General features: G+C 41.5%; 19 protein-coding genes, 1 tRNA gene and 1 pseudogene. 17 read left to right on the top strand and 4 right to left on the bottom strand.

Annotated features, from left to right (window positions below; genetic code table 11):
- Positions 1–360: 360 nt before the first annotated feature.
- The 7 genes from V7K98_RS27730 (at position 361) to V7K98_RS27700 (ending at position 11,642) form a co-directional block, all read left to right on the top strand.
- Positions 361–3,057 (top strand): pre-peptidase C-terminal domain-containing protein, encoded by a 2,697-nt coding sequence (locus V7K98_RS27730; protein ID WP_335027853.1) that lies wholly within the window; start codon positions 361–363, stop codon positions 3,055–3,057.
- A gap of 145 nt (positions 3,058–3,202) precedes the next feature.
- Positions 3,203–3,799, top strand: coding sequence for a hypothetical protein (locus V7K98_RS27725; protein ID WP_335027851.1), 597 nt, complete (start codon positions 3,203–3,205; stop codon positions 3,797–3,799).
- A 311-nt stretch (positions 3,800–4,110) separates the two neighbouring features.
- Positions 4,111–4,659: a hypothetical protein gene (locus V7K98_RS27720; protein WP_335027849.1), complete on the top strand. Its 549-nt coding sequence runs from the start codon at positions 4,111–4,113 to the stop codon at positions 4,657–4,659.
- 44 nt (positions 4,660–4,703) lie between these two features.
- Positions 4,704–5,627 (top strand): fimbrial biogenesis chaperone, encoded by a 924-nt coding sequence (locus V7K98_RS27715; RefSeq protein WP_335027847.1) that lies wholly within the window; start codon positions 4,704–4,706, stop codon positions 5,625–5,627.
- A 114-nt stretch (positions 5,628–5,741) separates the two neighbouring features.
- A complete protein-coding gene (locus V7K98_RS27710) occupies positions 5,742–8,603 on the top strand; it encodes a carboxypeptidase regulatory-like domain-containing protein (RefSeq protein ID WP_335027845.1) in 2,862 nt (953 codons plus the stop codon).
- 123 nt (positions 8,604–8,726) lie between these two features.
- Positions 8,727–10,907, top strand: a complete 2,181-nt coding sequence (gene ppk1 / locus V7K98_RS27705) for a polyphosphate kinase 1 (protein ID WP_335027843.1) — start codon at positions 8,727–8,729, stop codon at positions 10,905–10,907.
- 318 nt (positions 10,908–11,225) lie between these two features.
- On the top strand, positions 11,226–11,642 hold the full coding sequence (locus V7K98_RS27700) for a response regulator (protein ID WP_335027841.1): 417 nt from the start codon (positions 11,226–11,228) through the stop codon (positions 11,640–11,642).
- A gap of 129 nt (positions 11,643–11,771) precedes the next feature.
- Here V7K98_RS27700 and V7K98_RS27695 read toward each other — a convergent pair whose 3' ends face one another.
- Positions 11,772–11,945, bottom strand: coding sequence for a hypothetical protein (locus V7K98_RS27695; protein ID WP_335027839.1), 174 nt, complete (start codon positions 11,943–11,945; stop codon positions 11,772–11,774).
- Positions 11,946–12,470: 525 nt separating this feature from the next.
- Between V7K98_RS27695 and V7K98_RS27690 the strand changes: the two genes are divergently transcribed.
- Positions 12,471–13,040 (top strand): DUF2854 domain-containing protein, encoded by a 570-nt coding sequence (locus V7K98_RS27690; RefSeq protein WP_335027837.1) that lies wholly within the window; start codon positions 12,471–12,473, stop codon positions 13,038–13,040.
- A 199-nt stretch (positions 13,041–13,239) separates the two neighbouring features.
- Here the strand turns inward: V7K98_RS27690 and V7K98_RS27685 are convergent, their stop codons facing one another.
- Both V7K98_RS27685 and V7K98_RS27680 read right to left on the bottom strand, forming a co-directional pair.
- The gene (locus V7K98_RS27685; RefSeq protein ID WP_335027835.1) at positions 13,240–13,899 is read right to left on the bottom strand and encodes a group I intron-associated PD-(D/E)XK endonuclease; all 660 of its coding nucleotides are present in this window, start codon (positions 13,897–13,899) and stop codon (positions 13,240–13,242) included.
- Positions 13,900–13,971: 72 nt separating this feature from the next.
- Positions 13,972–14,044 (bottom strand) — tRNA-Arg (locus V7K98_RS27680).
- A 146-nt stretch (positions 14,045–14,190) separates the two neighbouring features.
- Here V7K98_RS27680 and V7K98_RS27675 point away from each other — a divergent pair.
- The 4 genes from V7K98_RS27675 (at position 14,191) to V7K98_RS27660 (ending at position 17,079) form a co-directional block, all read left to right on the top strand.
- Positions 14,191–14,316 carry a hypothetical protein gene (locus tag V7K98_RS27675; RefSeq protein WP_335027833.1) on the top strand — a complete coding sequence of 42 codons (126 nt, stop codon included), beginning with the start codon at positions 14,191–14,193 and terminating at the stop codon, positions 14,314–14,316.
- An 85-nt stretch (positions 14,317–14,401) separates the two neighbouring features.
- Entirely contained in the window at positions 14,402–15,061 is a 660-nt protein-coding gene (locus V7K98_RS27670) for an Npun_F0813 family protein (RefSeq protein WP_335027831.1), read from the top strand.
- 140 nt (positions 15,062–15,201) lie between these two features.
- Entirely contained in the window at positions 15,202–16,053 is an 852-nt protein-coding gene (locus V7K98_RS27665; protein ID WP_335027829.1) for a hypothetical protein, read from the top strand.
- A 21-nt stretch (positions 16,054–16,074) separates the two neighbouring features.
- Complete coding sequence (locus V7K98_RS27660) at positions 16,075–17,079, top strand: transposase (protein ID WP_335027827.1); 1,005 nt, start codon at positions 16,075–16,077, stop codon at positions 17,077–17,079.
- Between the two features lie 119 nt (positions 17,080–17,198).
- On the opposite strand, the gene V7K98_RS27655 is transcribed toward V7K98_RS27660, so the two are convergent.
- A complete protein-coding gene (locus V7K98_RS27655; RefSeq protein WP_335027825.1) occupies positions 17,199–18,140 on the bottom strand; it encodes an ADP-ribosylglycohydrolase family protein in 942 nt (313 codons plus the stop codon).
- Positions 18,141–18,534: 394 nt separating this feature from the next.
- Here V7K98_RS27655 and V7K98_RS27650 point away from each other — a divergent pair.
- From V7K98_RS27650 to V7K98_RS27630, 5 genes and pseudogenes are all read left to right on the top strand, one after another.
- Positions 18,535–19,075, top strand: a pseudogene (locus tag V7K98_RS27650) (hypothetical protein).
- A gap of 240 nt (positions 19,076–19,315) precedes the next feature.
- Positions 19,316–21,232: a sulfite reductase, ferredoxin dependent gene (gene sir / locus V7K98_RS27645; protein WP_335027823.1), complete on the top strand. Its 1,917-nt coding sequence runs from the start codon at positions 19,316–19,318 to the stop codon at positions 21,230–21,232.
- A 217-nt stretch (positions 21,233–21,449) separates the two neighbouring features.
- Complete coding sequence (locus V7K98_RS27640) at positions 21,450–22,178, top strand: 16S rRNA (uracil(1498)-N(3))-methyltransferase (protein ID WP_335027821.1); 729 nt, start codon at positions 21,450–21,452, stop codon at positions 22,176–22,178.
- A 65-nt stretch (positions 22,179–22,243) separates the two neighbouring features.
- On the top strand, positions 22,244–23,308 hold the full coding sequence (locus V7K98_RS27635; RefSeq protein WP_335027818.1) for a tetratricopeptide repeat protein: 1,065 nt from the start codon (positions 22,244–22,246) through the stop codon (positions 23,306–23,308).
- An 18-nt stretch (positions 23,309–23,326) separates the two neighbouring features.
- On the top strand, positions 23,327–24,205 hold the full coding sequence (locus tag V7K98_RS27630) for a DUF4351 domain-containing protein (protein ID WP_335027816.1): 879 nt from the start codon (positions 23,327–23,329) through the stop codon (positions 24,203–24,205).
- Positions 24,206–24,207 lie beyond the last annotated feature (2 nt).

Raw genomic sequence — 24,207 nt, 5'->3', positions numbered from 1 at the left:
TGGAGAAAAATCCTTTAGATAAGCCAGTTACCAAAGAATAGAAGAGACATCGTACCATAAAATATCTTCCTTGAAAATACTCTTCGTCAGGATATAACCGGAAAATTTTTATACTAAAATTCTCTAAAAAAATAATTTAGTTTTTTAACAATTAACTTCAACAAATTAAGTGCTTTTACGCAGGCATTCTCTTTTCCCTAAGAGTTAAATTCTATTTGCAATGAAGTTTAAAGGAGAGATGGCAAAGAACATTAAAAATTTCATTGCAACAGCTAATATATAGCTCTTTTATAGATGAATGCTCTGAGTAATTTTTAGCCAGTATATATCCTTGAACTTCATAAAAAATAATAAATAACTATGCCAAGTCCTTATTCAGGATTTTCCGATCCAGGAAGTACAACAGCCACAGCTTTAGATACTACATCTGCATCTTATATTGGTGGCTCTCTCACTAGCACAGCCAATATATTTCAAAACTCTCTTGGCGGCTCTGACACTCTCGATTTATATAAATTTACTACTAGCAGTTCCAGCATCGTTACTTTAGGCTTAGATGGCTTAAGTAGCAATGCAGATTTAAATCTGTTGAACAGTGGTGGTAATTCTATATTTAGTTCTAATCAAACAGGAACTACACCAGAATCAATCCGCGCTAACCTACCTGCTGGCACATATTACGCCCGGATTTCCTTGGTTAGCGGTGCAAGCAACACAAATTATAACCTCAGTCTCGTAGCAGAAACTATCCAAGAAAGTGGACGCTCTGATAATAGTAGGGCAAACGCATTCGATATTGGCACTTTTAGTAGCAGCAACACCAGCTACAGCACTACTGATTTTGTGGGCAATACAGGTGCAACCGGTGCTATCCAAGATTCCAATGACTATTACAAATTTAATGTAGCAAATAGTGGCACAATCAATATCGTTCTCAATGGTTTGGGAGCCGATGCTAATTTAGAGTTGCGTAATGATTCTGGAGTCATCAAAAGTGATCCTCAAACTGGTACTACATCAGAGTCTTTCAGCTATAATCTTGCCGTTGGTCTTACATACTATGTTCGGGTAGTTCCTAGTACATCAAGTTTTACTAACTATAATTTGCAGCTTTCCTTTAGCTCAGACCCAGTAGACAATGCGGGTAATACAACAGGAGCGGCTCGCAATATTAATACCTTAACTACAACCCCTGCGACTTACTCAGACTTTGTAAATTCTTCTGATAACTTCGATTATTACCGCTTTGATTTGACCTCTGCGGCTGTGGTTGACTTTACCTTAACACCAGCAACAGCAAACGCGGATTTACAATTACTCAATAGTTCCGGTAACGGTATCCTGTCTTCCAACCAAACGGGAATTGCTCAAGATTCTATTAAGCGTAGTTTGATTGCAGGTACTTATTACATTCTGGTAACTCCTGGTACAGGCGCAGCCACTAACTACACTCTTAGCGCGGCAGCTACACCAATAGGAACAGACCAAGCTCCTGACACGTTCGGAACAGCTAAGAACATTGGTGCATTAAGCAGTACTCAAACCTTCAACGATTTTGTTGGCAATATTGATAGTAATGATTGGTATCGATTCAGTCTCAATAACAATGGTGCATTCAACCTGACCCTCAATAATTTGACTGACAATGCAGATGTCCAATTAGTCAACAGTAGTGGAACCACAATTAATACGTCTGCTTTTACAGGAACTGCAAACGAAACTATTAACACTAACCTGAGTGCAGGTACTTATTACATTCGCGTCTATCCATCTGGTACTGCTGAAGCTTTCTACACTCTGAACGTGTCAGCTACTCTACAAGCCCAGATGCTTGAAGTGCGTTCAGGCTCTGGTAGTTCTGACCCTAGCAATTTGACTGCATTGGGTAGCAATTTGTACTTTACTGCCAATGATGGTACTAATGGCGTTCAATTGTGGAGGAGTAATGGCACTACCAATACTCGTCTGACCAACATTAATCCTACTGGTTTCAACCCAGCTAATCTGACTGTCTTGAATAGCAAGCTGTACTTCACCGCCAATGATGGTACAACAGGTACGGAACTTTGGATGTACGATGGCACAAATGTACAAAGAATCAGTGATATTAATCCTAATTCTGCCAGTTCTAGCCCAGCCAATCTTACCGTTGTTGGTAACAACTTGTTCTTTAGTGCTGATAATGGCACCAATGGTAGGGAATTATGGGCATATAATGGCACCGCATCTACCCTAGTCAAAGATATTTTCTCTGGTGCTAGCAGTTCCGAACCTGCAAATCTCACTAATGTTAACGGAAAGCTATACTTTACAGCTTATAACCCAACTAGTGGCAACGAGCTTTGGACTAGCGACGGTACTACAGGCGGTACGCAAGTCATTGACATCAGGACAGGTGGACCTAGCTCATCACCTGCCAGTCTCACTGCCATTGGTAGTACACTATACTTCACGGCTAATGATGGCACGACTGGCTCTGAGGTATGGAAGTACGAAGCTGGAGTTGCTAGTTTAGTTAAAGATGTTACACCTGGTAACAATGGTTTTGCGCCGGTTTATCTTACTGCTGCTGGCAATAATCTGTACTTTGTTACGGATAGCAATAGTGACTTTCAACAAGAACTGTGGAAGAGTGACGGCACTAGCGCCGGAACTACACAAGTCAATAGTAGCATTACTGGTATTGGTGCGTTCAATTTTAGGGCTATTGGCAGTACCCTCTACTTTACTGCCTATGACTCTACAAATGGTTTGGAACTCTGGAAGAGTGATACTTCCAGCGCCACAGTAGTTAAAGATATTTGGGTTGGTAGCGACCCTAATAACAGTATTCCTAGTAGTCTGGTCAGTTTCAATGGTGGCCTATATTTTGCAGCTTCTGATGCTAGCAACAATAGGGAATTGTGGAGCAGTGACGGCACAGCTGTAGGTACGCGCAAGGTGAGCAATATTAATGCCACAGGCAAGGCTGACCCTGCCCAGCTGACTGTCGTTGGTACGCGGCTGTTCTTCACCGCCACGACTGGGACTAACGGTACAGAGTTGTGGGTGATTTAACAAGGAGGTGATGTTTTAAACAAAAGCTTTAAATAATAGACGAAATTGATTGCAGTTTATCTTTCAAACAACCCCAGGCAAGTAATTTGCCTAAGACAGCATCAAGATTCACACAAATACCGGAATTGAGGAGAAATTTTTTATCATGAAGAACAAAATTGTAGCCATTATTGCCGCTAGCGCCGCCGCTTTAGGTAGCACCATTTTTTCAGCACCCGCCCATGCTCAGATCACAACAGCTCCTAGCAACGTCAACGTTAGTGTAACAGTACCTGAAGTACTCTATTTAAGGACTGTCACTGACATTGATATAGATATTCTGCCGACAGAGTTAACTGCTGCTACATTGACTGCAAGTGGTAGCGGATATGTTGGTGGGAATCAAGCTGGTACAGCAGACGGAACTGCTGGTGTTGATACCACATCGCCATTCTACGTAGCAACAGGAAATGTCTCGGTTACGAAGACAGTACCCGCTGTGTTTGCAGTGTGGTCTAACAGCCCCCGTGGTAATGGAGTTACAGTCACCACTGCAATTGTAACCCCCACTCTCAACGGTGCTAGCGGCTCCGCAATCACGATTAACTCAGTTGGTCCCATAACAGCTTCTGCTGCCGTCCCTGGTTTAGTTACACCTTTCAGCAGTGGTGTTAATCTAGGCTTGACTTTGGGTGGTAACGGTATCGCTCAAGCGGGTGCTTATACAGGTGGTGTTGTTAGTGTTACAGCAACTGCTCCTTAATTAGGATTGCTGATTGCAGGGATGGAAGGGTATTTAAAAGTGAAGGTTTTGCCCGGATTTCATCCCTCTATTCAGTAACGTCTTTAATTAAGGCTGAGGCTATTGAGTTTTTATTAACTAGGTTCGTAATAGCTTTTAGCCCTAATCTTTCTGGCATAGAGAGAAAGAATCTGCCTCAAATATCGGAAAAAGAGAGCAGATTCTCCTCCCTCTACTTCTAGAAGTTTGTCATATCAAAAGAAGTTTCTTGCAGTTATCAAACTTCTAAAATGCCAAATATACATCACATTTGATGTTAGAAATCTAGCAATATGTCACGGAATAAAATCATTAGCTGCTTAGGTATGACCGTAGCGCTGCTAGTGTTGACGCAGCCTCGTGCCTTAGCACAATTTCTATTTCAGAGTACCGAGCCTACAAAAATCAATCAGTTATCTACTCCCCAAAAACTAGTTATTCCTCCACTAGCACCATCAGAAATAGCACCTGCTGCTGCTACGAGCGAATCGGTTACTAATAAGGAGGATTTGCTCGCTCCGCCCCGCTTTAACACTGTGATTACTCGTGAATTACCAGCTCTTTGGCAAATGCGGGTTCCTGTGGAGCAGGTTGGTCTTCTCTATGCCACTTATGAATTAAAGGCTGAAAGTGGACGGAGCAATGCAGTTAGCAACGAGCAGAATTCTAACTCCGCAGTTCAAGTTGTGCTAGAACCATTGCCCATCATAGAGATTTCCCGCGATCAAAATACCAATACAGCTGTGGTACAGGGAGGAGTTCGATTAAAAATGGATCTCTCCTCTACCGGGTCTGCGGGTGTATATGCTGGCGATGTGACGGTGACAGTCAATCAACGCTAGTTTTCTGTTTTTTAGTGTGTGCAAAAGTCAAAAATTTCATGCAGATGTTTTACAAATCTAGAAATATAGCTTTAGGTTTAATTGGGGCATTAGCATTAGGAATGCCTTCTGCTACAGCACTTAATGTTGGCATTTCCCCTTCTCGGATTGAAATGGAAATTAATAGCAAAACGCGCTCTCAATCTATTCGCGTTTTGAATCTTTCATCCGAGCCGGTTGAAATTAAGGTTTCTGTCCGGTCTTGGGTAATGAATGAAGATAATAAACTCCAAGATGTTGCACCTAGCGAACAATCTTTAGACCAATGGATTGTTTTCACTCCCTCTCAATTTAAAATTCCAGCAGGTGGCGCTCAAACTATACGCTTTGCAGTCCGTCCGAAAATCCAGCCTAAACAAGGTGAACACCGGGCTGTGCTTTATCTTGAAGATGTTCGTGCTCCTAACACAACTGACAAGCCAAAATCCAAGAGTGTGAGGGTAGTGGCACGGTTAGGTGTTGTAATCTACGGCTATGTAGGAGATGTGAAAAGGGTTGGTGTAGTTAATTCTGTGACTGTAGACACTAAACCGAAGACTCCCAATGCAGTATTTGATATTTCTAATCAAGGTAATGCCTACGTGCGGCTAAAAGGTCAATATGCCATCTGGCCTGCTGCTAAATATCCAGGAGCAGAAGCTACGGGTTTTGTCGCTAATGTTGGTCAGCCAGGAGCAAAAATTCCTGAGAATGTATTAGATGCAGGTTCATTACCTTCTGCACCTGTATTACCTAGTAATCGCCGTCAAATCCGGCTACCAATCACCAAAAAATTACCCCCCGGTAACTATGTGTTAGATATCAATGGCGACTTGAGTGGTGTGTCAATTAACAAAGGTATACCCTTTACAGTTCCAGCAGGTAATAATGACGGAATTTTAACTAAGGTTCCTTCGCAGAATCTCAGAAATTCCCTACGCCGCAAATAGCTTTTGATTTGCAAAAGCCCAAATTTTCAAAGTACGTTAATACTCGTTTTTCCCAACAATGATTTTGTAGCCGGGAAGTATTTTTGGCTACCTATAGAAATGTAATTGCTAAGTATGCTCTACCAAACTCCAACATCTCCCCCAACATTAACAATTGTACAGTCTGAGAATCTATCTTGTAAACCACCACTAGATAGTAGTGCCACTAAGGAAAATAAGAGAATTGCAGCAGCGATCGCAACTATTGCTCCACCAGAAACCTTACCAGCTGAATTTTCCCCAAATAATTTGCAGCCCTCTTGCACTCAAGCACAAGTAGATAAACAAGTAGTAGCTCAAAGTATAGTAGTGCCAGTACCTTCTCAAGGGTCTGCCACCAGTAACCCTATAAAAACCTCGCCAGACTTAGTAAACACAAGTAATCCTGTTCCTAATACTGCCACCGAAAATTTTCTAGCAGAAGCAAAAAATTTATTACTTGGTGTAATTATCAACGAACGGGAAGTTGGTAGTTTAGATGTTCTCCAAGAGGGGAATACTTTATTACTTCCCTTATTAAACTTTGCCAAAATTGCTGGGTTTACTGTTGAAACCATCGGCGAAAAAACGCAGCTTAAGACACCCGCAGGAGTTGTTAGGCTCACTTCAGATGAACTTAAGCAAATCAACGGTATCACCTATATCAGCGATACCTTGTTGCGAGAAAAATTAGCTACAAATATTCAGTTAAACTCTACAGATTTAGCTTTGGTTGTTGACTTACCTTGGCGAAGAACTAGCAGAACACCTAATTCTCCAGCGGCTGACCTTCTACCAGAAGTTCGACCTCCTAGCAATGGATTGTCAAATCTTCGGGAAGAACTACAGCTCACCAACAATTCTGGAGATACAAGCTTGCGTAGTTCTACTCTATTAGGAGGACGTTTAGCAGGTGGAGCGTGGCGAGTTCGGCTAGATAACAATTTTGTCAATAAACCTGATGTTACTGAATACTTTTTCTTTAAGCGCACAGGTCAAACTCTCTATCAAATAGGTCGGCAACAAATTGGTTTACATCCCCTACTAACAGGCATTAATTTAACTGGAGCGCAATTTGGTTATACTAATCTGCCGGCAGATAGATTTAATACCAGCAGTTACGGTGCGAATGAGCTTTTACCCAGGCGTTCCCAACCTCTACAAACATTTAGGGGTATAGTTCCGCCGGCAAGTTTTGTTCAGTTAAGAGTTAGTGGCATTGTAATTGCCCAACAGCAGGTAGGATTAAGTGGAGAATACGAATTTCTTGATATCAATTTGCCTCCTGGACAAAGCAATGATATTGAACTTTTGGTATTTGACCGTAACAACCCGAATGCGCCAAGAGAAATTCGTTCTCTGAGGTTTAATACTTCTGAATTACTACTACCATCTGGTGGAAATATTCAGCTAGCAGGTGTAGGGTTGACAGGAAACTTTATCCAAGATGCTTTATTTGATAATAATACTTCCCAATATTCAGGTAAGCTTGCTGCATTTTATCAAGTGCGTCAAGGTCTCTCCAATGATTTAACATTAGAAGGGGCAGTACAAGTATTGCCTGATACAACACAAGCACAAGCAGGTTTTATTTGGCGATTGGCATCTCCGGCAATATTAGCTGCTAGTGTTGGAACTTCTCGTGGTGAACTCGGCTATACGGCAGATTTAGATTTTCAGTTAGACCGCTTTCAAATTTTCGGGAATTCTGAGTTATATCCATCGGGATATTTATATAGCGATCAATCACGCGATCGCTTCAATCATAGTCTGGAATTTAAATATAAGTTAAGTAACAGTTTCAATCTGGGAGTTGTTGCCCGCAGCCGCCAGGATCAGAATAATGCAGCTAGTTACATTTTGCCTACCTTTTCATTACGCCCTTTTTCAAACTTATCTTTAAGCGGTAGACCAGATTTTCAAGGGCGTTATTTATTCAATGCCTTCTATCAAACTTCACCACAAAGTAGGCTGTCATTTAATACTTTTGGTAATGTTTACACAACAGATTTTAGCTATAACTTGAACCGAGAATTCCAACTATCCTTCGGAACTGAATTTGGAGGCGATCTGGCTAGTCGTTACACTTTGACAGTGAATCGTAGTGCTCGTAATCTCACTGGTCTCAGTTGGCGCTTAGGGATAGCCTATAGTAATGGAGAAGTTGGGCCAATTGTGGGCGCTAATATGGAAATAATTCCAGGTCTATTTGCTAGAGTTGAATATCAAGGCATTCCCTCCAGAACCACAAAATTTCTAGACGGCATTGGTGATGATCGCCTGACAATATCATTAGTATCAGATTTATCTTTTGCTGGCGGCAGAATGACTCCGTCTAACTATACCTCTATTGGTAAAGAGCGCGGTGGAATTGCTGGGCAAATTGTCGTAGAAGGAGGAAGAAAAAGCTTTGACTTAAGTGGATCTATGATTCAGGTATTAAATAAGCGTAACCAGATTATTAGTTCAGCGAGAACTGACTCCCAAGGTAATTTCTTCGTGGGTAATTTGCCAGAAGGAGTTTATCTTGTTCAACTTGAACCAGAACAGCTACCTGTAGAACTTTCACTGCCAAAAACTACTATAGTTGCCGAAGTAGCCAACTCTGCTGTGACGCGCTTAGATTTCCCCGCTAGATTAGAATATGGTATGGCAGGCAAAATTACTGATGTGTCAGGTCAGGCAATACCAAATGTGGAAGTAGAATTAGTTGATGCTCAAGGCAAACGAGTAGTATCATCTGTTACCGACGAATTTGGTCTTTACCGTCTAGATGCTGTTCCTATTGGTAACTATACATTGCGCGTTCCTGTTCAAGATGGTATCGCCAACAGCAATACTTTACCAAAATTGGAAGTAGCAATTAGTAAAGAGTTCGTCTACGATCAAAATCTGCAATTACCGATTGCCGCAGCCGCTAAGGAAACTCAGGAGAAAAAAGAAACTCAAGAAAAATAGTTTTTAAGATTTTTCTAAAAGCGACAACTAGGGACAAACCGCTTCACTTGGATGCCCGATTTAATTTACTATATGTATTGTTCTCCATCTGTATGGGCTACATCTGGCTACCCTAAGATCGTTATGGCAAAATCTAAAAAAAGCTCTACCCCTATCAATTTAAACGATCCACAATATTATCTTAACCGGGAGTTAAGCTGGCTAGAATTTAATGCCAGGGTGTTACATGAAGCCTGTGACGATCGCACGCCTCTTCTGGAACGCCTCAAGTTTTTGGGAATATTTAACTCTAATTTGGATGAGTTTTTCATGGTGCGGGTTGCTGGTTTAAAGCAACAAGTAGAGGCCAAAGTCAGCTTGTTAACTCCCGATGGTCGGACACCACAACAACAGCTAGACGATATTAGGTCTACCCTGACTCCTTATGTGAAGAAAGAGCATCAACATTTTGAGGAAATACTTCGTCCCCTATTAGCAAATCATGGCATTCATATTCTGAATTACATAGATTTGAATCAAAAACAACGAACTCATCTAAATAGCTATTTTGAGGAACAAGTATTTCCAGTTTTGACACCTTTGGCTGTCGATCCTAGTCATCCCTTTCCTTTTATTTCTAATCTCAGTCTGAATCTGGCTGTTGTGGTTAAGAACCCAGATACAGAAGAAGAATTATTTGCCAGAGTTAAAGTCCCCAGTGTTCTCCCACGATTTTTACCGATACCGCCTGAGTTAAGAGAGCAAAATAACGACAAACCTGCTCACTGGACTGGAGTACCTTTAGAACAAGCGATCGCACATAACTTAGAATCTCTATTTCCAGGGATGAATATTCAAGAATATCATCCGTTCCGCATTACCCGTGATGCTGATTTGATCTTAGAAGAAGATGAAGCAGATGATTTGCTGTTAGCCATTGAACAGGAATTACGAAAACGACGGCTAGGTGGGAGTCCAGTCCGGCTAGAAATTCAATCCCAGACTCCTGAAATAGTGCGATCGCGATTATTGCACGATTTAGAATTAACAGAAAACGATCTCTACGAAGTAGATGGTCTTTTAGGACTGCGAGATTTGATGTCTTTTATGGCATTACCACTACCGGAACTCAAAGATCCACCACGCCAATCTGTTGTCCCATTACGCTTGCAAAGGCTGAGGGAACCGAGTTTAGATCCAGAAGCACTGGAGACGGACGAAGGAAAAGACTTTTTTGCTGTGATTCGGGAAAAAGATTTACTAGTACACCATCCTTATCAATCTTTTTCGGAAACAGTGGTGCGCTTTATCACCCATGCCGCCTACGATCCCAATGTGTTAGCCATCAAGATGACACTTTACCGGACTTCTGGCGACTCGCCCATCGTCAACGCCCTAATTGCCGCAGCCGAAAATGATAAGCAGGTATCTGTACTGGTGGAATTAAAGGCGCGATTTGATGAGGAAAATAATATTTACTGGGCAAAACGACTAGAAAGAGTTGGCGTGCATGTAGTCTATGGTTTAGTAGGGCTAAAAACCCACAGTAAAACCGTCATGGTGGTACGGCGTGAAAAAGACCGGATACGTCGCTACGTGCATATTGGCACTGGTAACTATAACCCCAAAACAGCACGGCTGTATACAGATTTGGGATTGTTTAGTTGTCGTGAAGAATTAGGTGCTGACATCACAGATTTATTTAATTTCTTGACAGGATACTCCCTGCAAAAGTCTTATCGAGAGTTGCTGGTTGCACCAGTGAATATGCGCGATCGCTTTTTGGCACTAATTCACCGCGAAATCGAAAATGTTCAAAAGGGATTTTCTGGACGCATTGTTGCCAAAATGAATTCCCTAGTCGATCCAGAAATTATCGCTACTTTATATGAAGCTTCCCGTGCCGGAGTGCAAATCGACTTAATTATCAGGGGTGTTTGTTGTTTGCGTCCTGGACTCAAAGACATTAGTGAAAATATTCGCATTATCAGCATCGTCGGTCGCTTTTTAGAACACTCTCGCATTTATTATTTTCATAACAATACCCAAGAGGAAATCTTTATCGGCAGTGCCGACTGGATGCGCCGCAACCTAGATCGGCGAGTCGAAGTAATTACCCCAATAAAAGACCCTGATATTGCCAAGGATTTACAAGAAATCATGGGAATTATGCTTGCAGATAATCGCCAAGCTTGGGAATTACAAGCTGATGGCAACTACATTCAACGCCATCCTTATGATGATTCTCCAGAAGCTAATTCACAAAAAATTATCATGAATATGGCATTACGGTCAACTGGCGTAGCCTCAAACTTAATTGATTAAATAATTAGTTCGTTCGACCTTGACAACTAGCTCAACTTAGTAACTTTTAGAAAACTTTAATTTTTCGAGAAGTTATCTAAGGAACCTGGATTAAATAAAATCCAAAACTTCATCCTGTCTCACGATCCCTCTCCTTTATAAGGAGAGGGATTGAAGGTGAGGTAAGCTAGGGACATAAACTGTATGTTATTTAATTCTTGTTCCTAACTTGTTTGTCATCTGTTCACACAAGTTATTCAACCATTGGATAGATTCAGTGTTGGTACTTGTTAGCATAAGGTAGAGGGGTTGTCCTAAATAAATTTGTCTTTCCCCTCGATGTTAATGTTATCCTGTGAGCTTTCTACCTTGCGTGTTCTAGTAGTTGATGACCACGAACTGACTCGTTTAACCTTACAACTAATTTTTTCTTGCCAGGAAAATATTCAAGTAGTAGGTTTAGCCAGTAATGGTGAAGAAGCTATAGAAATGGTTAAACGTTGCCATCCTGATGTGATTGTTCTAGATTTACAGATGCCCGTCATGGATGGCTGGAGTGCGTCTAGTCACATTAAAGCTATATCTCCAAATACCCAAATCCTTGCTTACTCCTCAGTGGAAGACGTAAATTTTCAGGGAGCAAAGGCAATGTCTAGCTTTGATGACGTTTGCAAGAAAGATGTACCCACGAGTGAACTGATAGCCTTAGTTAGGCAATTAGGTCAGCGTGGAGAAAATGGTTCAGTTGCAGGATAAATAATAGAGCTACGTTGCTTCGCCAACTTAGGCTTAGTCCAATTTTGGGGTTTTAAAGACACCATAGCACTAAGGAGCGTCGGTAGAGCCGGAAATTTAGGGTTAGACCGACGCAATTTTTGATAATTTCTACTCTACCGGAATGGTACGTTTAAATTCATCAATTAATTCATCCAGTTCTTCCAAAGCCTGATTTACGTCAACTCTTAAAGTTCCCAGGTTTGGTTTCTCTAGTAAGCCTAACAGGTAATCGCGTTTACTTTTAACTGCGACAATCCGTTCTTTTATAGTCTGTAAATCCATTATTTTTTCCTATCTTTAACTACCTTTAAGTTTTAAGTTAACTTAAAATCAAACATTCTGGGGCACTAAGTAGGTAAACCTAATTAAATATCACATCAAGTCTTCAGCAGTATAGATATAGCGGTTCTCGGTTGAGTGAGATACACCCGTAGGGGCACGGCACTGCCCACAGGTGTCAACTTAACCTGAAACCCTCGTGAAGAAACGATCTTGAGTTCACTGACTTCCTATCAATATCCGCATCACTTCACCCCGGCTTTGCTAACGCAAAACCTCCCCTCCCCAAAGCATCGGGGAGGGGAATGAGGCGTGAGGTAAAATGTCAATGCGTAAGTCTTAATTAATCCTCTTCCCTAATTTGTTACTAATAGCCGATGATAATAAGACTGATACCTTTTTGCAAAATTGCTGCTACAGGTACGTTGGTAGTGGCTTAAGCATTACGTCACTACAACCAATTCATTTGTTGCCAAAATTTTGGGAAATTGTATTAAGGGTATTCAAAACTGATATTAATTTAAGCTCATGCTAGGTAAAATCTCTTTAGGAACACTCGGTTTAACTGTCGGCGGCATATTAACCATCATTGGTTTCGTCGCCTATGCTGGCAATAATGCCACACTTAATCTTGTCGGATTTTTTTACGGGATTCCTCTATTGTTGGGAGGGCTGGCACTGAAAGCTAATGAACTCAAGCCAGTACCCTTTACCCAAACTACATCACCGTCAGCATTGATATTGCGCCAACAGCAAGCAACTGATACTCAAAATAAAATTCTTAAAGACATCACCCGATATTGTTATGGTCAAGATGCTCATCTAGATACAACCCTTTCTTTTCTAGGTTTGAGTCCCACTGACGAGGAACGGCCAACAGTCACGGGGTTGCGAGAAGTAGAAGTTAATGGCAATTATGCCTTAATTTTAGAATTTGATTCACCGCTAATACCACTTGATGTATGGCAAAAAAAGCAGGAAAAAATGACAACCTATTTTGGCCCCGGATTGGAGGTTCAAATAACGCAGCCATCTGAAGATACAATTGAGCTAGCGCTGATTAATACTCCAAAAGAGTCATTAGTCACTAGTCAATAGTCAAAAAAACTTTTTACTGTAGCTAACCTCGCTTCAAGAGCATAATTACGATGAACAACAACAATTCATCGAAACAGAATTAAGTTGGGTAATCTGAAAAACATCTGAATTGCATAATCGAATTAAATCAAATTTTTATAGGGTGGGAATCTTACCCGCCCTAATTCTGGAATTTAAATGTGGAATATTCTAATGCTAGCTAATCATTTTTTATAATGTTTTCATAAGCTTTTTTCATCCAATACCCTCTAGGTGGCTTGTCTATTCCATAAGCTTTACACCATTTTTCTACAGCCTTATCAGACACACCAAAATCTCTACCAATTTGTGCTGTCGGTTTTTCCCACACCATTTTTTCTAGTTCTTCTTTCAATGGTCTTTCTACTTTTCTGGTATGAATTCTAGAGTCTGGGTTAACCTTTCTGGTTGTTAAATCAACGCCAAACTCCTTGTAGGTTCGCTTAGATGCTGCTTCAGTTAAATCTATAAAATCTTCCCACCAGTAAAAGGGTGTAGGTGAATTAGGTGGCATTGTCCTGATACCGCAACCGCCAAACTTGATTGATGGATATACTACTTGATTTATATCTGGCAAATAAAGGCCATAGAAATCAAAGTCATCAGATTTGTACTTTTTCTCATGACAACCATTCTTGTCTGCCCAATTGGTTTTATTTTTCACTGTGCCGTCGCAACTGTATTTAGCTTGAATTCTGTAGCATTTGCCATCTTTGTAGGCAATTAAATCAAAGGGGGCGTGTTCAGTTACTACTGGTACAAAAACTGAATATTCTTTCTCGACTAAATCTGCTATCACTTTAGCAGCTGCTAGATCACCCTTATCTTTTGTGTGGTGCATTTATATGAACTCTCAAGCCTATTTGCCACATTACCATGAAAAGGCTTTTTCAGGGTTCGTATTAGGTAAAAACGGGCGCGGCAGGGCTCGAACCTGCGGCCAACGGATTAGAAATCCGTGGCTCTATCCACTGAGCTACGCGCCCAACATAAATTAATGGCTCCCAAAGGAGTCATCTAAACTATTATATCGTTTTTGCGTACCAAGAAGCAATCAAAAATTGCAGATTTCCTACTAACAAGGCTAAGATGCTAGTCGCTAGCTAGTCAATTTACACTAAAAACGAAACAGATGGGGTACTGGTTTAGATATATTCAGTTGTCAAGGGGTTATTTGCCTGTTAACGCTAACACCCTCTGGACGGATACCTTCGGGAAGGATCTGGCGATCGCTAGGCCGATTTTCACAGTAAGCTAGGTAATTTCAGCCTTGGCGATACTGCCAAATGCCATTATATATTCCATATTAAGAGTGCCCCTGTGAGGAGTTATTTGCTAGTGCCATGTTTATTCTCAAACGGCAGGATGTTGAAATATCAAGCATTCAGCACCCAAAAAAGGATCAGCAGGTGCCGATCCTCAATTATCAAGGGCAGACTTTTCGTTTGATTAGTGTTTTCAAAGCTAGTCAAGAAGAAGAGGCTAGAGCCTTGTGGAGAGAATTAACGGATAACCGTGGTAAAGCCTGTGTTTTACTAGAGGAACCAGAACGCTTTAGCGTCTGGGGTAAAATCCGTTTAGAGCAGCTGGATGGTGACACAGGTGGTCATGGCAAAACGGCGATTTTAATCCAAGCCAGTATTTTGCTATTGCAAGGTGTGTCTATCGATATTGAAGAATTTTTGGGTGCTAGGCAAGCTGCATTATTTGAAAAAGATATTGCGGAGGTATTAAAACAGAAACAATTTCCTCAAGCATCTTCCCTTGAAGCAGTTAAATATTTGGTGTCTACTACTCCTTTGCCGACCGCCAAAATACCTGATTGGCAAGAAAATCATGTAGTTATCTTGTTACAAGAACTGCATCGATTAGGAAAGGCGTATTTTGGCAACGCCAATTTTACCAAACAAGTGATTTATAAGCTAGAAGATATGCCAGAAGCCGAGCGTTCGCTGTTTATTAACTGGCTAAATCAATCGCCACTAGGTAAATTGTGGCAGTAGCATGGAAAATCCCAACAAAACTCAGTCCACTGGCACTTGCTTTTTGTGTCTGATTGTGTATTATTTGGCAGACATACTGCTAGATATAGAGTCCTTTAACTCAAAATACTGCCAGAGTGCATCTACATAAGTCAAGTCCTATGAATAATTCTTACGAGAATTCGTTCCTTTCTAAATCAATTTTCAATACTCAGAACATTGTCTTAGCTAATATTGGCTGGGCTGTACTGGCACTGCTATACTTTTTGTTGTTTAGTGCCAAAGTTCCCGGAGCAAATGGCATAGAAACCCGGGCCGAATGGTATGTGATTGGTACAAATATTTTTGAAGCTTTAGCTTATTTGGGTGCTAGTATCTTATGCTTGAGGAACTGGCTGAGTCCGCAAATCGTCAGTGGGCGAAATGTTTGGCTGTTAATTGGCTTAGGTATGCTTTCTTATTTCGTTGGGGGGATAATTTTCGGATATACCGAAATAGTTTTAAAAAATGAACCGGATGTGTCTGTAGGCGATATATTTTTTGTACTGACCTATCTATTACTTGGCGCAGGCATGATTTTAGCTGTGGCTTCCAGGCGAATCAATCTGGAAAAATGGCAATGGCTAATTGTGTTAGCAATTGCAGTGTTCGGTAGTTTGTTGGCATGGTGGATTTCTATGCAGCAGGGAACACCCTCAGAACTGCTAGTCGCTATTTTGAATTGGTTTTACGTAGTTAGCGATGTGGTTCTGTTAATTATTGCTACCACTCTGCTGTTAGCCTTCTGGGGAGGAAGAGTTTCCCAGTCTTGGCGAATGATTGCAGCCGCGGCCTTTTCGCTTTACATTGCAGATATGTGGTTTAAATACGCCCAAGGCCCTAACTATCAAAGTGGGGAAGTATTAGAAGTATTTTGGGTGTTTAGTGGAGTGTTATTTGGTATGGGCGCTGTCTTAGAATATGACGCATCATTAAGACGAACGCGGCGTACCACCGGACGTAAACGAGCTTAGTAAAGATTTTTGGTATCTACCGTGAGAAAACTAACAGACTCTGACAAGCAAGAAATTCTTAAGTTATATCGAGAGACTGCCGAAACAACATCAACTTTGGCAGAACGCTATGGTGTGAGTAACTCGACAATTAGTCGTCTGCTCAAAAGCACTTTGCCAGAGGATGAGTATGAATATTTAGTCTCTTTAAAACGGGCTGCGAGAACTCCTGAAGGCAGGGCGCAGGTGAGCTACGAGCAATTACCTCTGCTAACTCAACCGGAACCGGAGCCGGAGATAGAAGTTCCACCGATCGAGAGCCAACCCTTAGAAGTGGCAAAGGTTGAGCCATTACCACGTCGGGTAATTCATGTAGAGCAAGAACCGTACTCAGAGGAAACGGCAGAGTCGCTCGCCGCTAGTAGACGGGTGCGCCGTCGCCCCTCGGCGGCGGAAAAACCGAAGCTCAGAGTCACAGAGAAACTAGAAACTCCAGAGCAGAAGCCGCCGGAAATAGTGAGTATCTCCATTCCACCGTTAAAGGAGAAACATCCAGGAGCGGCTGTCATCGCGCAGATGCTAGGCGAAGATTTGCTAGACGAATCGGAGGATTTGGACGATTTAGATGATGATGATTTAGATGATGACGATTTTGAGGAAGAAGACTTTGATGACGATGACCTGGATGATGAAAGACCGTTAGTCACAAAAAGAAGACCAGGCGAAGCATCAGTTCAAGTTTTACCTCTGTCAATAGCCAATTTGCCAAAAACTTGCTATTTGGTAATTGACCGTTCTTCAGAATTAATTACCCGACCCCTGAAGGACTTTGGTGATTTGGGGCAAATTCCCAGCCTGGAAACTCAGCAAAGAACTCTACCGGTGTTTGATAACCATCGCGTCGCCAAGCGTTTTTCTACAAAGCGCGATCGCGTGATTAAAGTTCCTGATAGTAAAATGCTCCATAAGGCTCGGATTCATCTCCAAGCTAAGGGCATTACACGACTGTTGATTGATGGTCAGGTTTATTCTTTGTCTACGGTTTAAGAATATGGGGCATTGGGCATGGGGCATTGGGCATTGGGCATGGGGCATGGGGCATTGGGCATTGGTTATTCTCCTTGTGTTTCTAGTCCCCAGTACCCAGTCCCCTGTCCCCTGTCCCTTCAACTGTAAACAGCCCTTGTAAAACGCTCTGCTAAGTAAACAATGTCCTGTCTACGGGCAATTTGGTTCATCCATTTTTGGGGAATAGTTTCCACCCCGTAATAAATTCCCGCTAATCCACCAGTGACAGCAGCAGTAGTATCGGCATCTCCGCCTAAGTTGACAGCTTTCAGTACTGCTTCCGAATAAGACGAGCTATTTAATAAACACCACAGGGACGATTCCAAGGTATCAATTACATAGCCACCAGAATTAATCTCTTCCACTGGTATCTTGGCAATTTCACCACTGAAAATTCTGCGAAAATGCGGCTTCTCTAACAAAAATTCTCGGACAGAATATATTGTTTGGATATCTTGCAATGCTTGTAAATAAGCTGTTTGCGGGTCAGCACCTTCTAAGAGCGCCACTGCAATACTAATATAAATTCCACAAGCCATTTGCGATCGCGGATGAGCATGAGTAATCGCTGAAACATCATGCACTCGCGCCAGCAATTCGCCTAAAGTTAAGTTTCGGTGACAATAAGCCATTGGCAAGATTCTCATCAACGAACCATTGCCATTAGTATTTTCAACCTTTCCGCCCGCCTGATGGGGAACAACTCCCTGTTTCAGACGCATAATTGCTGTGTGGGTAGTTTGACCAATATCAAAGACATCGCCGCGAGGAGTCCAGTAAGCCTCCTTGTACCAGCGCCAGAAGGAATTAGCTATGGCATCCAACGAATACCCCCGACAAAGGCATTCCGCCAAGCAAAAGCTTAACGAACTATCATCTGACCAAGTTCCCGGTGGTTGATTCCATGTGCCATAACCCTGCATCGTTGTCACTGGAGATTTTACTCGTTCAGCACGGCTAGTAAACTCCACCGGCACACCCAACGCATCACCGACACATAAACCCATCAAACCAGACAACGTTTTTGTACCGGTTAGCATTATTCAATCTCCACGATAACTTGCTCAAAATTAACTTTATAGATTCCCTCTATAGCTTGTTGCAACAGATGCTACAGCGAATTTTTCATCATCTGTGAAAAGCTCGGCAACAAATTGTTAATTGAGTACTTTATTTTCACTATTCCGACATAGTTTTAGTTCCAAATATTGTGCCAGTTGTAAAAGCGTCTATTTTTGGAACAAAGAACCGAGATAAAAAGACATTGAATGTAATTATAACAGCTTATTTATGATTTCAAAGGATAGTTAGCCTACTAATTTTATGCATCAATAGCAACATCCATTTAATAGAATTATAGAAATATTTGGAACATTACTATACGATTTTCGACTATTAATATACAAGTAAAAAATACAAAATTTGCTAAAAAATATGAAACATTTGCTCAAGTCTTTCATCACAATTTCTACATTGTCTTCCTTATTAGTTGCTCCTTTTGTTCTATTAGATGGTCAAGCTTCTGCTGAAACCAAAAAGGGTACTGACCGCTAGTTATATTGGTGCTGGTGTTGCAGCTGGCGTTACAAGCGGCGGACAAGGCATCAATAATGCTGCTACATTTGGTGGTAATATTACAGGTCGCTTAAAATTAGGAACTACACCTTTTTCTGCACGCGGTAATGTTCTTTGGAGTGATAAAACAAGTGCTATTATCCCAGAACTTTCTGTGGATGTGCCTATTGCTAATAGAACTAATGCCTATTTAACTGGTGGTTATTCTTTTGTAGAAAAAGATGGCTCACCAACTCCTATAGGTAACAAAGATTCCGTAGTGGTAGGTGCTGGTGTTGAATCGGAAGTTGCTAACAATTTCCTCGTCTACACTAACGCTAAAGTAGGAATTGGTGCTTACCAAAATAGCGATGCTTCTGCTGTCACCATAAATGGTGGACTTGGCTATCGCTTCAAATAAAAAATTATTGAGTCCTCAGTCACTCTATACTTTATTTAAGTACTCAGGACTTAGCACTAAAAATTCACTACTTGCAAAAGCTGGTTTTGTTAAGTGTTACATCACTGACAAAGCCGGCTTTTGCCGTGGTAAAATTAGATCATTCCTCATTATTCCGGCCGGATTACCGGGGATAAAGTAGCCGAAAGGTGCTGATTCGGTGTCTACGTAATGCTTTATTGAGAATACTATACAAGTCTAATGGTTAAATCTGCTCCTTCCCCAATCGCTAGCCGTAAGCCTTCCAAAGTAGAAGGAATCAAGGAAAATAGTAATTTTTTGCGTGAACCTGTAGCAACTGAGATCCTTGAAGATACTACCCATTTTACCGAAAATGCGGTGCAGCTTTTGAAGTTTCACGGTTCTTATCAGCAGGATAACCGTGACAACCGCACCAAGGGACAGGAAAAAGATTACCAGTTTATGCTGAGGACAAAAAATCCTGGTGGTTTAGTACCGCCGCAGCTATATCTGGCTTTAGATAAAATCGCTGATGAGTATGGCAACCACACGTTACGAGCAACTACCCGTCAAGGTTTTCAACTGCACGGTATTTTAAAGAAGAATCTGAAAGCAGCAATTGCCACAATTGTCAACAATTTGGGTTCGACTTTGGGAGCTTGCGGTGACATCAACCGCAACGTGATGGCACCACCAGCCCCCTTTAAGAATCGCCCGGAGTATCAGTATGCTTGGGAGTATGCCCAGAATATTGCTGACTTGCTATCACCACAAAGCGGTGCTTATTACGAAATTTGGCTAGATGGGGAAAAGGCAATTAGTGCAGAAGAAGACCCAGAGGTGAAGGCGGCACGACAACGCAATGGCAATGGCACAATTGTTCATGACAACGAAGAACCGATTTATGGCACTCACTATATGCCTCGCAAGTTCAAAATTTGCGTGACGGTGCCAGAGGATAATTCGGTGGATTTGTATTCCCAAGACCTGACTTTGGTAGTAATTACCAATAAAAAGAAACAATTAGAAGGATTTAATATTTTTGCTGGTGGTGGCTTAGGACGGACACACGGGAAAGAAGAAACTTTCGCTAGGTTAGCAGACCCCATCGGTTATGTGGCGAAGGATGATGTTTACAATGTAGTGAAAGCGATTGTTGCTACCCAAAGAGATTATGGCGATCGCACCGATCGTCGTCACGCCAGATTAAAATATCTAATCAACGATTGGGGTGTAGATAAATTCCGCACCCAAGTTGAAGAATATTTCGGTAAACCCCTCGAAGCCTTCAAACCACTGCCAGACTTTAAATTTCACGACTTCCTCGGCTGGAATGAACAAGGTGATGGCAAACTATTTTTAGGAATTTCCATTGACAATGGTCGAGTCAAGGATGAAGGTTCGTTTCAACTGAAAACCGCCTTGCGGGAAATTGTCGAACAGTTCAACTTACCCATCCGCCTGACATCCAACCACAACCTGATTTTTTACGATATCGAACCAGATAGCAAGGAAGCGATTCAAGACATTCTCAGCCGTCATGGTGTTGGAGATGACCCCAGTAAAATCGAACCCTTAGTACGGTATGCAATGGCTTGTCCGGCTTTGCCCACTTGCGGTTTGGCAATTACAGAATCAGAACGGGCAATACCAGGTATTTTGGAGCGAATTCGCGCTCTCTTAGATAAATTAGGTTTACAAAAAGAACATTTTGTGGTAAGGATGACTGGATGCCCTAATGGTTGCGCTCGTCCCTACTTGGCAGAATTGGCTTTTGTCGGTAGCGCTCCAGAATCTTACCAATTATGGTTAGGGGGTTCGCCAAATCAGACTCGATTGGCACAACCTTACACAGAAAAACTGCACCATAATGATTTAGAAAGCTTCTTAGAGCCGATTTTTGTTTACTTTAAGAAATCTCGGAAATCTAAGGAAAGCTTCGGTGATTTTTGCGATCGCGTTGGTTTTGATGCCATCCGCGAATTTGCTAGCACCTACGAACCCCAAGCAGCCAATGGTGCAAATAAATCACGCCATCGGGTGAACTTGAAAGAAGAGGTTTATAGCAAGTTGAAGGAAGTGGCGCAAAGCGAAGGTAAGCCGATGACTCAGTTAGTGACTGAAGCGTTAGAGGCTTACTTCCAGAATCTTTCCTAAGCTGAATAAATAACTAAACCATGAATGGACACAGATAATTCCATCTGTGTCCATTTGAATCGGTCTTGCATAAGTCGTACTTCATATCGTACTTGAAGAACTTAATTTTTTAACGAACCGCAAAGGACGCAAAGCACACAAAGGAAGAAAGAGAAGAATAAATAGGTAATATTATGGCGGCATATTTCTAGAGCAGGGTAGTAGTTTATTAAGAAAAATGTCTCAACTGCAAAGAATTGCGATCGCACCCTCCCAATTTCAACAAGGGCAAATTTTACTTACAAAAGAACAGCAACACTATTTAGGGCGGGTGTTGCGCTTGCGTGAAGGCGATCGCTTTATTGCAATGGATGGTAAGGGAAAATGGTGGTTAGCGCAGCTAGCAGGAGAACAAGCTGAGGTTTTAGAGCCGCTTTTGGTGGAAACAGAATTACCTGTATCAATTACCTTGATGGTGGCGTTACCTAAAGGCAATGGATTTGATGAAGTGGTGCGGTGTTGCACAGAGTTGGGAGTAACTTATATTGCACCAGTATTGAGCGATCGCACTTTGCTTCATCCTAGTCCTCAAAAGCTCGAACGTTGGCGGCGCATCGCTGCGGAAGCCGCCGAACAATCAGAGCGCTCTTTTGTACCAACAATTTTAGAACCTGTCGCTTTTAATACTGGTTTGTCATTGGTCATTGGTCATTTATCATTTGCAAACAGCCAGCAATATATCTGTGAAGCGCGTGGTGAGTTTCCCCATTTAAAAGATTGCTTACAGCACAAAGGACAAGAAACGATTGTTATTGCTACTGGGCCAGAGGGAGGATGGACAACACAAGAAATTGAGAATGCGATCGCAGTTGGATTTCAACCTGTTTCCCTTGGTCGCCGCATCTTGAGAGCAGTTACAGCCCCAGTAGTAGCATTATCCTTAATTACCGCAAGTTGTGAAGTATAAATGATTTATAGCTCACGCAAATTTACTTTTGCGTGAGACATCACTCCAGCGTGTATTTATAAGTGATGATTGAGCAAGTTGCGATCGCTTTTGACCATAAAGACTATCAAACAGCTGCCAAATTACTCAAACAGCTGCTAGTAGAATCGCCAGACAATCCTTGGGTGCAGTTTTATCATGGTCGGTTGTATGAAGTATCTAGAAAATATCAGGATGCGGAAAAAGTTTATCGCCAACTGCTGCGAAATACAACAAATACCAAAATAGTGAGCCTAGCACGTCAAGGTTTGCAACGATTACAAGAAATTGAGCTTGAAGAAAGACAAAGAGCCATTTCCCAAGCAAAATCTGAACCGAATAACACCGAAATCGGCGTACTAGTTTTAGAGCCACTCAGTAATGAACTGAAAACAGAAGCATCTCGAAAATTCGCCGAGATTATGCAGCTAGATCCCTACACCGCAAGGCTATTACTGCCAAGTCGTGGCTGGAGGTTGTATCGTACTGGCCCAGTGGGAGAACTACAATTTTACGGCAAACAGTTACAGCAGGCTGGTATTCCTTGCTTTTGGGTAACAATAGCTCAAATTCAGGAAATTCAAGTTTATCAAGTCAAACATTTTCAAGAATCTACTCCACAAGCTACTGTTGTTTGCCGTAATGACACAAATCAACTTGGTTCTCTCACCTTTGACTGGTCAGAAGTCACAGCAAAAGTAGTGGGACTATTGCCAATTTTTGAACAAGTTGTAGATGTTGATGCCCGCCGGAAATTGGAATGGAAAACTCAAACACAAGACTATGCCCAGTTTTGTGATTTACACTTACCAGCTAGGCGTTGCATTCTCAGATTTGATGATAACGGCTATGAATTCCAGCAAGGATTAAAAATCATTCCCCAAGCTAGCCAAAATACAATCAGAATTAATTGGAATAGTTTATCAGGTTGGATTGATCAGCAACTACCTCAAGTCAAAATTTGGTCAGATTTCACGTCATTTGTAGATACAACATTAGATCAAACAGAAATGCTGAGTAATATCAAGTCTCATATTCATTTGTTTCGCAGGGAACCGACTAATTGGGACTCAGCTTTTCATTTATATAGTGGACTGGTGCTTGTTAAATAATTCGTATATAACTATAAAATGACCCGCTTTATCCATGACAAATTCGCCAAAGACTATCTAGAAGAATTACTAAAAGATTACGGAGAGGTCAAATCATCAGAGAAAGTCTCAGGAGAGATTAAAGAAATAGATGTTTTATTCACTCCTTCTAAACAGCAAAATTCTAATTTGCAAATACTGGGTTTACTAGGAAGAGTTGCTGAACATCCCGCAATACTGGAACCTTTCCGCAATCCTGCTTCTACTGATGAAATATGCGACTGTATTCTCAAATTATTAGAAATAAAGGCTCTCGTGCGACGAGAAGCTAAAGCAAATAAAACCAAAGTTCAAGACTCAGAAATTCCTAAATTGTGGGTTCTTACACCTACCGTATCTGAAACTAGATTGTCTAGCTTTGGAACTATTGAAAAAGCAGGTTGGTTATCAGGAGTACATTTTTTGCCAGATGCCTTGCGGACAGCAATTGTGGCGATACATCAACTACCGCAAACACCGGAGACTTTGTGGTTGAGGCTTTTGGGAAGGGGAAGTGTGCAGTCACAAGCGATTGTCGAGTTGCAAGCGTTACCATTAAATCATCCTTACCAGAAAGCAACACTCGAATTAGTTTACAACTTACGCGAAAACTTGAAAGTAAATCAACAATTAGAAGAAGATGATCGGGAGTTAATTATGCGACTAGAACCACTTTATCAAAGAGATAGAGAACAAGCTATACAGTCAGGAGAACGACGTTTGATTACACGTCAAATCAATCGCCAGATTGGTGAAATTAATTCATCATTAATCGAGAGAATTAAAGGATTATCTATTGAACAATTAGAGAATCTAGGAGAAGCATTACTAGACTTTTCTAGTGTCGCCGATTTAGAAACTTGGTTAAATCAACAATAAAA

The sequence above is a fragment of the Nostoc sp. genome (assembly GCF_036917435.1).
Lineage (GTDB): Bacteria > Cyanobacteriota > Cyanobacteriia > Cyanobacteriales > Nostocaceae > Nostoc.
The sequence above is the reverse complement of the archived record's forward strand: the minus strand, read 5'-3'. Positions and strand labels throughout refer to the sequence as shown.